At 59.2% G+C, this 13,365-nt stretch carries 11 protein-coding genes; 7 read left to right on the top strand and 4 right to left on the bottom strand.

The annotated features are described in order from the left end of the window. The first annotated feature begins 63 nt into the window (after positions 1 to 63). The 4 genes from ACS4NR_RS08660 to ACS4NR_RS08675 all read left to right on the top strand — a co-directional run bounded on the left by ACS4NR_RS08660 (position 64) and on the right by ACS4NR_RS08675 (position 3,936). Positions 64 to 1,047: a heme utilization protein gene (locus ACS4NR_RS08660; protein WP_095136081.1), complete on the top strand. Its 984-nt coding sequence runs from the start codon at positions 64 to 66 to the stop codon at positions 1,045 to 1,047. Between the two features lie 63 nt (positions 1,048 to 1,110). Then, positions 1,111 to 1,791, top strand: a complete 681-nt coding sequence (locus ACS4NR_RS08665; RefSeq protein WP_095136083.1) for a C39 family peptidase — start codon at positions 1,111 to 1,113, stop codon at positions 1,789 to 1,791. A gap of 45 nt (positions 1,792 to 1,836) precedes the next feature. Beyond that, positions 1,837 to 2,583, top strand: a complete 747-nt coding sequence (locus ACS4NR_RS08670; protein WP_095136085.1) for a hypothetical protein — start codon at positions 1,837 to 1,839, stop codon at positions 2,581 to 2,583. Positions 2,584 to 2,628: 45 nt separating this feature from the next. After that, positions 2,629 to 3,936, top strand: coding sequence for a transporter (locus ACS4NR_RS08675; RefSeq protein WP_095136087.1), 1,308 nt, complete (start codon positions 2,629 to 2,631; stop codon positions 3,934 to 3,936). Between the two features lie 86 nt (positions 3,937 to 4,022). Here the strand turns inward: ACS4NR_RS08675 and ACS4NR_RS08680 are convergent, their stop codons facing one another. Next, positions 4,023 to 5,348: a sigma 54-interacting transcriptional regulator gene (locus ACS4NR_RS08680; protein ID WP_456019726.1), complete on the bottom strand. Its 1,326-nt coding sequence runs from the start codon at positions 5,346 to 5,348 to the stop codon at positions 4,023 to 4,025. Positions 5,349 to 5,693: 345 nt separating this feature from the next. Here ACS4NR_RS08680 and ACS4NR_RS08685 point away from each other — a divergent pair, with 345 nt between their 5' ends. From ACS4NR_RS08685 to nhaB, 3 genes are all read left to right on the top strand, one after another. Next, positions 5,694 to 5,960, top strand: a complete 267-nt coding sequence (locus ACS4NR_RS08685) for a hypothetical protein (protein ID WP_115984791.1) — start codon at positions 5,694 to 5,696, stop codon at positions 5,958 to 5,960. Between the two features lie 278 nt (positions 5,961 to 6,238). After that, a complete protein-coding gene (locus ACS4NR_RS08690; RefSeq protein WP_456019728.1) occupies positions 6,239 to 7,528 on the top strand; it encodes a hypothetical protein in 1,290 nt (429 codons plus the stop codon). Between the two features lie 67 nt (positions 7,529 to 7,595). Beyond that, on the top strand, positions 7,596 to 9,098 hold the full coding sequence (gene nhaB / locus ACS4NR_RS08695; protein ID WP_456019729.1) for a sodium/proton antiporter NhaB: 1,503 nt from the start codon (positions 7,596 to 7,598) through the stop codon (positions 9,096 to 9,098). 803 nt (positions 9,099 to 9,901) lie between these two features. On the opposite strand, the gene ACS4NR_RS08700 is transcribed toward nhaB, so the two are convergent. From ACS4NR_RS08700 to gnd, 3 genes are read right to left on the bottom strand one after another with little or no spacing between them, the layout of a single operon-like run. Further along, entirely contained in the window at positions 9,902 to 10,711 is an 810-nt protein-coding gene (locus ACS4NR_RS08700; RefSeq protein ID WP_456019730.1) for an HAD family hydrolase, read from the bottom strand. Beyond that, entirely contained in the window at positions 10,708 to 12,231 is a 1,524-nt protein-coding gene (gene zwf, locus ACS4NR_RS08705) for a glucose-6-phosphate dehydrogenase (RefSeq protein ID WP_204894522.1), read from the bottom strand. Before zwf ends, ACS4NR_RS08700 begins: the two co-directional genes overlap by 4 nt. Next, entirely contained in the window at positions 12,228 to 13,208 is a 981-nt protein-coding gene (gene gnd, locus ACS4NR_RS08710) for a phosphogluconate dehydrogenase (NAD(+)-dependent, decarboxylating) (RefSeq protein WP_150368376.1), read from the bottom strand. Before gnd ends, zwf begins: the two co-directional genes overlap by 4 nt. Between the last annotated feature and the right edge of the window lie 157 nt (positions 13,209 to 13,365).

Here is a 13,365-nt window from a genome sequence, read left to right on the forward strand (position 1 = left end):
AAAAGCAGTGCAATTAGAAAGTACCAACACTTAACCAACTAATAAGCACGACGGAGAAACACCATGAAACCTACAATGGCTCTCAAACCTCTGGTTTTCGCACTTGCAGCAGTAATGGCAATGGCCGCTCAGGCTGGCGGTAATGATCGTGGTAACGGGCACGGCAATGGTCATGACAACCATGGACCAAAAGGCCCAACCCTGGAACAGCTTCTGCAGATCGGCGCAGGTGCCGGGGCGGCAGTGCTCGACGAACAAAACAGCGACGGCAACGTGGTGAAAAACCAGGGCACTCTCAACAACGCCAACGCCAGCGACTCGCTCAATGGTTCTAACGGCAACATGGGCGCCAACGTTGCTGCCGGCGACGGCAACCAGCAAGACAACGCCGCCGCCTTGGCTACCGCCGATGAAAGCTTCATTTTCGGCACTGCAGTTGCTGCCTCCAGTGCAACTCAAGTCAACAACAACAACTATGTGAAAAACTCGTCGACCTTCAATAACGCTACGCTCAACAACGCAGGCAACAATGGTTCCGGCAACATCGGCATCAACGTGTCCTCCGGCAACTTCAACCAGCAGAAAAACAACCTGGCGATCGCCGTATCCGGTGGCCGCGTAGCCACTGCCGCCGCGTCCGCCAATCAGTCCTCTACTGGCCTGGTTGTAGAAAACAAAGGCGTGCAGGCCTACAAAACCGACACCCTTACCGGCACCTACGCGGCCGCTGGCGTGTTTAAAGCCAAAGGCACTGCAACCATCGAAGACGACAACCATGGCGGTTGGGGTAACCGTGGCGGCGGCCACGGCGGCAACGATGACCAGAAAGCCAAGTTCGAAGCCGTGGGTACCTTTGGCCTCGCTGGGGTCACCACTCAGCAAGTGCTGACCAAAGATGGCTGGAAAACGCCTGTCGTCAACAATGCCAACATGACCAACTCGATGAACAACTTCTCCGGCAACGGCGGAGCCAACGTCTCGGCGGGTGTGGGCAACCAACAAAGCAACTCGCTGTCCATCGCTGCAGGTTGCAAAGCCTGCATGTAATCGCGATCGAAACGAAAGCCCCGGAAACGGGGCTTTTCCTCAGTCCGCAAAGGCGTATCGATCATGCGTAAGACTGCCCTTCTCGCTCTGCTTTGCCTGTCCGGCCTGACCCAGGCTGCCCAGATGCCTATCGCTGCCCTGCCCGGCGGCGTGCTCGTCTACAAGGACGTGCAAAGCATTCGTGAACGCAAGTTTGCCGACATCGTCGAACAGAAAACCGATTTCAGTTGCGGCGCCGCCGCACTGGCCACGGTATTGCGCCAGGCCTATTGGCTCGACGTCGATGAGGAGCACATCATCAAAGGCATGCTGGTCAACGCTGATCAGGACCTTGTTCGTACTCAAGGGTTTTCCATGCTGGACATGAAGCGCTACGTAGAAAGCATCGGCATGCGCGCCAGAGGTTACAAGATTCCGCCGGAGAAGCTCGAAGCAGTCACGATCCCGGTGGTGGTACTGTTGGAAATTCGCGGCTACAAGCATTTCGTGGTGCTGCAGCGTTCGGACAAGAATTGGGTTTACATCGGAGATCCGGTTCTAGGTCACAAACGCTACACCCATGATGACTTTGTCAAAGGCTGGAACGGCATTGTCTTCGCCATCGTCGGCCCCGGATACGACAAAACCAATGCATTACGCAGTCCTCCGACCCCGCTGACCGCCAAGAACAAGCTCGATTCTTTCAACCCTGTCAAAGATGCTGAATTGATGGACTTCGGGTTCATACAGAGCGACTTCTTTTAATCGCCGATTATAAAGAAATGGGGCTGGATGTCCCGGGAGCAGCAGATGAAAACCTCATACTGGCTGGCCGCCGCCTGCCTGGCAGCAAGCGCGTCAGGCTATGCCAATGCAGGATTCAAACCCATCGAAATCAAGGACCAGGAGCTCGCCGAGCTACGTGGTCGTTACGTCATGCCGGGGCGGATCATCAGCTTCGGCATTGTCATGAGCAGTACCTGGCGCAACGCCAGCGGTGATCTGATCGGCGCTGCGACGTCGATGCAAATCCAGGCCGCCACGATCAAGCCGGAATTCTATGTCTCGACCATCAAGGAACAGGGCAACGGCAGCACCCCGACTCCGGGCACTGGCAATGTCATTGGTGGTGCGGCACTCAACAGCAGCCAGGGCGTGACCCAAAGCGTACGCGCCGCCGGCGACGGCAACACCGCCAGCAACAACGTGGCAATCAACGTCAAAGAAGCCAACACCCCTCCTCCACTGGCCCCCGCACAAGGCCAGGCGCTGATGTCCGGGCAGACCATCGGTGCCAGCAATGCCGCCGGCAGCGTCGCCGTTTCGGCCAGCAGCGGTGGTGTGCAAATGGCGATTCAGGCTTCGGGCAATCAGGGCACCGCCCTGCAACAAGTCGCCCAGGGTGGCCTGCTGCAGAACACTCGCCTGCTGGGCAGCGCCAACGTGGTCAACAACATGACCCAACTCAATGTTGTGCTTAACAATAACGGCATCAGCCCCGGCGCACTGGACTGCAACCTGACTCAACTCAGGGCACTACGCAATATCGGATATTGAACTACGCTGAGTCTCGATCATTGGGCTTAAAGGGACGGCTTATTCATGTATCGATCAGTATCACTGCGCGCCGCTGTATGTTTGAGTACCCTTCTACCCGCGGCGATGCTGCAAGCAGCTCCCGACGCAGATGTGGAGACCCTGAAACAGGAACTTCTGGAGCTGAAGCAACGATACGAAGTACAACAAAAGGCCCTGGCGGTGCTCGAACAACGGGTCCGTCAGGTCGAGGACCAACCGGCAGCCCCGCAACCCAAACGCCTGGCCAAATCGCCATCCGACATGAAAGGCAATCCAAAAGTCGCGACCGGGACTGGTGCCGCAGCAGCGTCGGGGGGCGCGGCCGGGGGCAGTGGCGCTTCTTACGGCCAGTCGCTGGCCGACGACTCGCAACCGGCACAGAGTGTGTCCAACCTCTACGACGAAGCCAGCGGCTTTTTCGGCGGCGGTAAATTCAGCTTTGAAACCGGTGTGACCTACTCGCGTTACGACACCCGGCAGTTGATTCTCAACGGTTTCCTGGCGCTGGACTCGATCTTTCTCGGCAACATCAACCTCGACCGGATCAAGGCCGACACCTGGACGCTGGACCTGACCGGCCGTTACAACTTCGACAACCGCTGGCAGTTCGACGTCAACGTACCGGTGGTTTACCGCGAATCGACCTACCAGTCCGGTGGCGGCAACGGTGGTGCGTCCAACGTCACGACGGAACAGGATGTTTCGCGTGATCCAACCATCGGCGACGTCAACTTTGGTATCGCCTACAAGTTCCTCGACGAATCGGTCAACACCCCGGACGCCGTGGTCACCCTGCGAGTCAAGGCACCTACCGGCAAGGACCCGTTCGGGATCAAGCTGCGTCAGACCGACGCCAACTCCAACCTGTTCGTACCTGACACGCTGCCAACCGGTAACGGTGTCTGGTCGATCACCCCCGGGATTTCGCTGGTCAAGACGTTCGACCCGGCAGTGCTGTTCGGCAGCTTGTCCTACACCCACAACCTGGAGGAGTCGTTCGACGACATCAGCTCGACCGTCAACCAGAAAACCCCGGGCAAGGTGAAGATTGGCGACAGCTTCCAGATCGGCGCCGGTATTGCGTTTGCGCTGAACGAAAAGATGAGTATGTCGTTTTCGGTGTCTGACCTGGTGCAACGCAAGAGCAAGCTGAAACAGGACGGCGGCGATTGGGAGTCGGTGGTCTCCAGTGACGCTAACGCCGGTTATTTCAACGTCGGCATGACCATTGCCGCCACGGATAACCTGACCATCGTGCCCAACCTGTCGATCGGCATGACCGACGATGCTCCGGACTTTTCCTTCAGCCTGAAATTCCCGTACTACTTCTAAAGCACAAGATCGCAGCCTGCGGCAGCTCCTACAGAGTCAATCCCTGTAGGAGCTGCCGCAGGCTGCGATCTTTTGAGCTTTGGTCTCTAGCGAATCTGATGTTTATGCAGCAGGCGATAAAACGTCGGCCTCGACACGCCCAGCACTTTAGCCGCCACACTGAGGTTGTCGCTGTGCCGGTTCAACACATCGCACAAGGCCTGGCGTTCGGCCCGGGTCTTGTAGTCTTCCAGCGTGCCCATCGGCGTGTTGATCGAATGCTGGCTGATCAACCCCAGGTCACGGGCCTCGATCTGCCGGCCCTCGGCCAGCACCAACCCCCGTCGCACGCGGTTGGCCAGCTCACGCACATTACCGGGCCAATCGTGTTTGCCCATGGCGATCAATGCATCCTCGCTGAAGCTGCGTGGACGGCGGCCGGTCTCATGGCTGTAGAAGTGCGAGAAATGGTTGGCCAGCATCAACAGATCCCCGTGGCGCTCGCGTAATGGCGCAGTCACCACTTGCAGCACATTGAGACGGTAATACAGGTCTTCGCGAAAGCGTTTTTTCTCGATGGCGGCTTCGAGGTCGACGTGGGTGGCCGCGAGGACGCGCACATCCACCGGAATCGGCTGGCTGCCACCGACGCGTTCAATGTGTTTCTCCTGCAGGAAACGCAGCAGATTGGCCTGCAATTCCAGCGGCAAATCGCCGATTTCATCGAGAAACAACGTGCCACCGTTGGCCGCTTCGATGCGCCCGACCTTGCGCTGATGAGCACCGGTAAACGCGCCTTTTTCGTGGCCGAACAGTTCGGACTGAATCAAGTGTTCGGGAATCGCCCCGCAGTTGATCGCCACGAACGGCTTGTTGTGGCGCTGGGACTGGCGGTGCAGCGTGCGCGCGACCAGTTCTTTACCGGTGCCGCTCTCACCGCGGATCAGTACCGGGGACTCGGTCGGCGCCAGTTTGCTCAATAATTTGCGCAGTTCGCGGATCGGCTTGCTGTCGCCGAGCAACTCATGCTCCGGCTGATCAACATGAATCGTGCCTTGCCCCCTCAAACGCGCCATGCCGAACGCACGCCCAAGGGTCACCTGGACCCGCGAGACATCGAACGGCAAGGTGTGGAAATCGAAAAACCATTCGCAGACGAAATCACCGACGTTCTGCAACCGCAGGACTTCCTGGTTCAACACCGCGATCCACTCGGTGCCACTACGGCTGATCAGTTCCTTGACCGCTTCAGGGCGTTCAAGGTGAAAAGGCTGCAGGCGTAACAGCCCGACATCGCATGTCCGATCAGCGGCATTTTCCAGGCTACAACTGTCGACATCCCACCCAACCGCGCGCAAACCAGGTAATAACCGGTGACAGTCGTCGCACGGGTCGACCACCAATAAACGTCGTAACGCAGGCGCTTCGATCATGACTGTTCCTTGGCGCCAAATTTAGGGAAATTATTGTAAAAACAGTCATTTGGCAGACCCGACTGTAACACTAGCAAGAAATTGACAGCTCCTTGTATCGATTGCTTATAGATGTACAAGCTAACGAGTTATAAGAAACGAGGTTATTAGTTAGCTATCGAGTTTGAATCTTTCGCCCAGCTTTCAAAAACTGGCGAAAAATCGAGCAGCGGCAATAAAGTTGAAATTTCTTTGTGTCGTGTGTGACCCGCGACGGGGTTGCGTGCATCAGTACAAGTAACCAGCCGAACGGTAAGCCCAACCGACGGCACATCATTTGATTGGGCACGACAGAGAGACGACCCCATGACCGCCCCGCTCCGTATCAACGAAGCTCTTCTGATTGCCAACCACGCATTCAAACCCTTCCAGTGCGTGGCCTGGGCCCCACAAGACGGCAACGGCGAACTGAACCTGACCGTCATCGACCGTACCAACTCGCACATTGGTCGCAAGCAGATTCCAAGCAGCGCCTATTCCGATCCGGCGCAACTGGAACTGCTGTTGCAACAGGCCCGTGCCGAATTGAGCAAAGAGGGGCATCAACTGCAATCGTGGTCGATGCCACATTGATCAGAGGCTGACGCGGATGACTTTAACGTCATCCGCCCTGTTCTTTGTTAGTTGTCCGCTGCTGTTTATCTTCAATACCTCTGTACAACTTTTTTCAACCTGTCAGGCGCCACTGCTTGGCAGGCTTTCATTTGGTTCAAAAAGACACTGTTATGGCACAGTGCGACCCTCCACCTGTTAGTTCTGTCAGTTGAACTTGCGTGTATTCAGGGATTGAATGTTCCGCTCATGCAGTTACCGCCCATTTGGGCCTGGTCAACTTGCAAGGAGAGGCATGCATGTCACCCGAGAACGCCTTCGCGCGCCCGGCACTACTCAACAGTTCCGGGCAACTCGACAAACAATTCGCCAGCACTGGCGTTGCCCAAGTGTATTTCGCCGGCAGTGTCTCCAGCATGACCCAGGGTATTGCGCTGGATCGACAGGGGCGCGTGCTGGTCGCCGCCAAAGTCGGCACTGCGCAAGGCAGTCGGTTTGGTCTGGCACGCCTCTTCGCAGACGGTTCGGCCGACCTCGCGTTCGGCCAGCAAGGCAGCGTGATTGGCGAGTTCGAATGCGGTTTTGAGGCCACCGGTGGCAAGGTTCAAGTGTTGCCCGACGGACGAATCCTGCTGGCCGGGCTGCATTATCAAAACACCCATCGCACCCTGCCTGCGCTGGCCCTGTTCAGCGCTGACGGAATCCCCGACCCGGACTTTGGTAAAAATGGCTGCAAAGTGGTACGCCTGCCCGGCGACCTGTCCATCGGCTCCCGCGATTGCTGGCTGCCACCCGGCGTACCGGGGGCTGAAGCCTGTGACATCGCCGTGCAGGATGACGGGCATATTCTGCTGATCGCCAATCACCACTTCGAACTCGCCGACCATGCCGGAATGCTGATCCGCCTGACACCAGACGGGACGCTCGATGAAAGCTTCAATGGGCGCGGTTTCGTGATGATTCGACATTTGCTGCTCAACACGTGGCTCAGCAGCCTCGTATTGCAAGAGGACGGGCGGATCCTCGTCGCCGGCTCGATTGATTTTCCCCAAGAGGGTCTGGTGGCGCGCTATCTGCCTGACGGGCGTCTTGATGAACGCTTCGCGGTGGATGGCTTCCTGGCTTTCAAAGCCAACGGCAAAAGCGCGATGGTCAGCCAGGTCATCGAGTCGAAGGAACATCTGCACTGCTTTGGCAGCAGTCGCGATCCGATCCGCTGCCTGGCGCTGAGCCTGCACCCTAACGGCCGCCCGGACTGGCGCAACGACACTGGCCACCCGCATCTGCTGGAAATCGGCCCCAGTGGTTGCCAGTGGAGCGCCGCGCAACGCATGGCGGATGGTCGGATCATGGCGGTGGGTGCGACGATCGGCGGCGTCGAGGCAGACTTCATCGTGGCACGCTACAAAGCTGACGGCCATCTCGATCGAAGCTTCGGCAACGGCCACGGCTGGTTACGCACGCGCCTGGGCCGCAGCCTGGACACCGCCAACTCTCTCGCGATCCAGGCAGACCGGAAAATTCTTGTCGGCGGCTACTCGCTCGACGGCAACTACCGCGCCATGGTCGCGCGTTATCTGAATCAATAACTTCCCGGACTTGAACTTGCCAGACACATGCGGCAACTTGCGCGCTTCTTAATACAAGGAGCAACCGATGTCCGGTTCACTGGTTCAGGCGTTCGCGCATAACTTCCTCGGGCATTCGCCTCGCTGGTACAAGGCGTGCATCGTCGGGTTCCTGATCCTCAACGCGGTGGTGCTGTTCACTGTCGGCCCGGTCGCCGCCGGCTGGCTGCTGGTGATCGAATTCATCTTCACCCTGGCCATGGCCCTCAAGTGCTATCCATTGATGCCCGGTGGCTTGTTGCTGATCGAGGCCCTGCTGCTGAAGATGACCACGCCGCAGGCGCTGTACGACGAATTGGTGCATAACTTCCCGGTGATCCTGCTGCTGATGTTCATGGTCGCCGGCATCTACTTCATGAAGGATCTGCTGCTGTTTCTGTTCTCACGGTTGCTGCTGGGCGTGCGCTCCAAGGCGTTGTTGGCGCTGATGTTCTGCTTTCTTTCGGCTTTTCTGTCGGCGTTTCTCGACGCCTTGACCGTCACTGCGGTGATCATCAGCGCGGCAGTCGGGTTCTATTCGGTCTACCACCGTGTGGCCTCGGGCAATGATCCGCGTCAGGACAGCGAATTCAGCGACGACCGTCATCTGCCAGCCTTGCACCATGAAGATCTGGAGCAATTCCGCGCGTTCCTGCGCAGCCTGCTGATGCACGGCGCGGTCGGCACCGCACTCGGCGGGGTCTGCACCCTGGTGGGCGAGCCGCAGAACCTGCTGATCGGTCATGAAATGGGTTGGCACTTCGCAGAGTTCTTCCAGAAAGTCGCGCCGGTTTCGCTGCCGGTACTGGCGGCGGGTCTGGTGACCTGCGTGCTACTGGAAAAACTGCGCTGGTTTGGCTACGGCACCCTGCTGCCGGACAACGTGCGTACCGTACTGGCCAATTATGCCGCCGAAGACAACGCCGAACGCACCCCGCGCCAGCGTGCTGCCCTGCTGGTGCAAGGTGCTGCTGCGTTGATTCTGATTGGCTGCCTGGCGTTTCACGTTGCAGAGGTCGGGCTGATCGGTTTGATGGTGATCGTGCTGATCACCGCGTTTACCGGCATCACCGACGAGCATCGTCTGGGCAGCGCGTTCAAGGACGCCATGCCGTTCACCGCATTGCTGGTGGTGTTCTTCGCCGTGGTCGCGGTGATTCACGATCAGCAACTGTTCGCCCCGCTGATCCAGTGGGTGCTGGCACTGCCAGCGGAGCAACAGCCGGGCATGCTGTTCATTGCCAACGGCCTGCTCTCGGCGATCAGCGATAACGTGTTCGTCGCCACGATCTACATCACCGAAGTGAAACAGGCCTTCCTGTCCGGGCACATGGGCCGCGAACACTTCGAGACTTTGGCGATTGCGATCAACACCGGCACCAACCTGCCGAGCGTGGCGACACCCAACGGTCAAGCGGCATTCCTGTTCCTGCTGACCTCGGCGATTGCGCCGCTGGTGCGCCTGTCGTACGGGCGGATGGTATGGATGGCGCTGCCGTACACCGGGGTGATGGGATTGCTGGGCTGGTACGCGGTGAGTTACTGGCTCTGACAACACGCGATTAAAACTGTGGGAACGGGCTTGCTCGCGAAGAGGCGTTTCAGGCACTTGATGTGTTGACTGACACTCCGCATTCGCGAGCAAGCCCGCGCCCACATTGCCAGGGCGGTGAGCCAATGACTCTGACAACACGCGATTAAAACTGTGGGAGCGGGCTTGCTCGCGAAGAGGCCGGGTCAGGCACTTGATGTGTTGACTGACACTCCGCATTCGCGAGCAAGCCCGCTCCCACATTGCCAGGGCGGTGAGCCAATGACTCTGACAACACGCGATTAAAACTGTGGGAGCGGGCTTGCTCCCGAAGAGGTCGTGTCAGGCACTTGAAGTGTTGGCTGACACTCCGCATTCGCGAGCAAGCCCGCTCCCACATTGCCAGGGCGGTGAGCCAATGACTCTGACAACACGCGATTAAAACTGTGGGAGCGGGCTTGCTCGCGAAGAGGCCGGGTCAGGCACTTGATGTGTTGACTGACACTCCGCATTCGCGAGCAAGCCCGCTCCCACATTGCCGGGGCGGTGAGCCAATGACTCTGACAACACGCGATTAAAACTGTGGGAGCGGGCTTGCTCGCGAAGAGGCCGTGTCAGGCACTGGATGTGTTGGCTGACACTCCGCATTCGCGAGCAAGCCCGCGCCCACATTGCCAGGGCGGTGAGCCAATGACTCTGACAACACGCGATTAAAACTATGGGAGCGGGCTTGCTCGCGAAGAGGCCGGGTCAGGCACTTGATGTGTTGACTGACACACCGCATTCGCGAGCAAGCCCGCTCTCACAGTTTGTTTCCGGGTGAATCAGCGACCGAGGATGTACTTCTCGATCGCCTGTGCCACACCGTCTTCAGTGTTCGGCGCGGTGACCACATCGGCTTGGCGCTTCACCGCTTCTTCCGCCTGCCCCATGGCAATCGACAGTCCCGCGCAATGGAACATCGCCGGGTCGTTGCCGCCATCGCCAATCGCCGCCGTGTGCTCCAGCGCGATGCCGAGATGCTCGGCAATCGTCGCCAGTGCGGTGCCCTTGTTGGCCTCCAGCGCTGTCACGTCCAGATACACCGGTTGCGAACGCGAAACCTGGGCCATGCCGCTGACCTTGGCTAACAGGCGCGCCTCAAGCTCGATCAGCAAATCGGTGTTGTTACTGGTGGCGACGATCTTGTCGATGCGCTCCAGGTACGGTTCGAAACTCTCGACCACCACCGGCGGATAACCGAGACCGTGCTGTTCGCGCGGCACCATCGGCCCGTGTGGGTCTTTGAGCAACCAGTCGCCACCACTGAACACCCAGATCTCCACATCCGGCTGGTCAGCGAACAACGCCAGGGCAATCAGCGCGGTCGGCACCGGCAGGTAATGCGCCACCAAGAGACTGCCATCCGGATTGACGATGGTGCCGCCATTGAAGGCGGCGGTCGGCAGATCGACACCCAAGGCTTCGATCTGCTGCAACATGGCTTTGGGTGGGCGTCCGGTCGCCAGACTGAACAACACGCCGGCCTCGCGCAGCGAACGAACGGCGTCGATGGTGCGTTGGCTCAGGCTGTGATCGGGCAGCAACAGCGTGCCGTCCATGTCACTCAGTAAAAAGCGGATCGATTCACTCATCCCAGACCATGCCAGACGCGACCATCGCGAGTCAGCAGATCATTAGCGGCTTGCGGGCCATCTTCCCCGGCGGCGTAGGTCTGCACGCTCGCATCCTGTTGCCAGGCATCGAGGAACGGCTGCACCGCGCGCCAGCCGTTCTCGATGTTGTCGGCGCGCTGGAACAGCGTCTGGTCGCCGGTCAGGCAGTCATAGATCAGCGTTTCATAGCCGGTCGACGGCTGCATCTCGAAGAAGTCCTTGTAGGCAAACCCCAACTCGATGTTGGCCATGTTCAGCGCCGGCCCCGGCCGCTTGGCCAGCAGGTCGAACCACATGCCTTCGTTGGGCTGGATCTGAATACGCAAATAGGTCGGCTGCAACTCATCGACCTCGGTATCCCGGAACTGCGCGTACGGCGCCGGTTTGAAGCAGATGACGATCTCGGTGTCGCGCACGCTCATGCGCTTGCCGGTGCGCAGGTAGAACGGCACGCCGACCCAGCGCCAGTTGTCGATCATCACCTTCAGCGCGACGTAGGTTTCGGTGTTGCTGTCAGGCGCCACGTTGGCCTCCTGGCGATAGCCATTCAACGCTTTGCCATCGACCTCGCCGGCGCTGTACTGGCCGCGTACCGAATTGGCTCGCGCCTCTTCAACGCTCCATGGGCGGATCGCGCCAACCACTTTGGCCTTCTCGCCGCGCACGGCGTCAGCACCAAACGCGGCCGGCGGTTCCATGGCGACCATTGCCAGCAGCTGGAACAGGTGATTGGGCACCATGTCACGCAGCGCACCGGTGTGCTCGTAAAAACTGCCACGGGTTTCGACGCCGACGGTTTCGGCGGCGGTGATTTGCACGTGGTCGATGTAATGGTTGTTCCAGAACGCTTCGAACAGGCTGTTGGAGAACCGGCTGACCAGAATGTTCTGCACGGTTTCCTTGCCCAGGTAATGGTCGATCCGATAGATCTGTTTCTCGGACATGACCTTGAGCAGGCAGGCGTTCAATGCTTCGGCGGTTTGCAGGTCAGAGCCGAACGGCTTCTCGATCACCACCCTTCTGAACGCTTCCGGGGTTTCCTCCAGCAGTTTGGCCGAGCCGAGTCGGCGCACCACTTCACTGAAGAAACGCGGCGCGGTGGCCAGGTAGAACACCGCATTGCCGGTGCCGCTGTCGGCGATTTTCGCCGCCAGCGCGGAATAAGTGCTGTCGTCCAGGAAGTCGCCCTGGACGTAGCTGATACCTTTGGCGAGCTTGGCCCACAAGGCCGGATCAAGCATCTGATCGCCCTTGCCGACCTTCGCCGCCACTTCGGTACGGATGAAGTCTTCGAGTTTTTGCGCGAAGGCTTCATCGGTAATGGCGTTGTGATCAACGCCGACGATCCGCAGATTTTCGTCCAGCAAGCCGTCGCGACTGAGGTTGTACAGCGCCGGCATCAGCAAGCGCTTGACCAGGTCGCCGTGGGCACCGAACAGAAACAGCGTGGTCGGTGGTGCGGGTTCTGCCTTGGATTTTCTGCGGATCGTATGGGTCATTTCTTCGGTGTCTCCACGTGGCCGCCGAAGCCGAAGCGCTGGGCCGAAAGAATCTTGTCGCCAAAAGTGCCCTGACCGCGCGAGCGGTAGCGCGAGAACAGCGAGTTCGACAGCACCGGAACCGGCACCGCCTGCTCCATGGCCGCTTCGATGGTCCATTGACCTTCGCCGCTGTCGGCAACAGAGCCGGAGAAGCCGTCGAGTTTCGGATCGCTGGCCAGCGCGTCGGCGGTCAGGTCGAGCAGCCAGGAGGACACCACGCTGCCACGCCGCCACACTTCAGCGATGTCAGCTACGTTGAGGTCGAAACGCTGATCTTCCGGCAGGCGCTCGCTGGACTTGGTCTTGAGAATGTCGAAGCCTTCGGCGAACGCGGCCATCATGCCGTACTCGATGCCGTTGTGAATCATCTTCACGAAGTGCCCGGCACCGGCAGGACCGGCATGAATGTAGCCGTGCTCGGCGCGGTGATCCTCGGACTTGCGATCCTTGGTGCGCGGAATGTCACCCATGCCCGGCGCCAGAGCGGCGAACAGCGGGTCCAGACGGTTCACCGTCTCGGCGTCGCCGCCGATCATCATGCAGTAGCCGCGTTCCAGGCCCCAGACGCCGCCGGAGGTACCGACGTCGATGTAGTGCAGGCCCTTCTCGGCCAGGGTTTTCGCCCGGCGAATGTCATCCTTATAGTTGGTGTTGCCGCCGTCGATGATGGTGTCACCGGCTTCCAGCAAGTCGCTCAGAGTGTTGATGGTGTCTTCGGTCGGCGCGCCGGCCGGCAACATGACCCATACGGCACGTGGCTTGGCCAGGCCTGCCACCAGAGCGGGCAGGTCGGCAACGCCGGTGGAGCCCTCGGCGACCAGGTTATCGATGAAAGCGGTATTGCGGTCGTAAACAACGGTGGTGTGACCGTTGAGCATCAGACGTCGCGCAATATTGCCGCCCATGCGGCCCAGTCCAATAATCCCGAGTTGCATGTGCTGATGCTCCTTACTACAAATAAATGTGTGTCATTGGTTATAGCCCAACGCGACTGATGGAGGTTAGTCCAGAGCGTTGCGATGAAGTTTCCGGGCATTGTGCCCGATCCAGACTGATAACGCCCCGAATCCTGCCGAAGACACACCGACCATG

The sequence above is a fragment of the Pseudomonas sp. JQ36 genome (assembly GCF_053851495.1).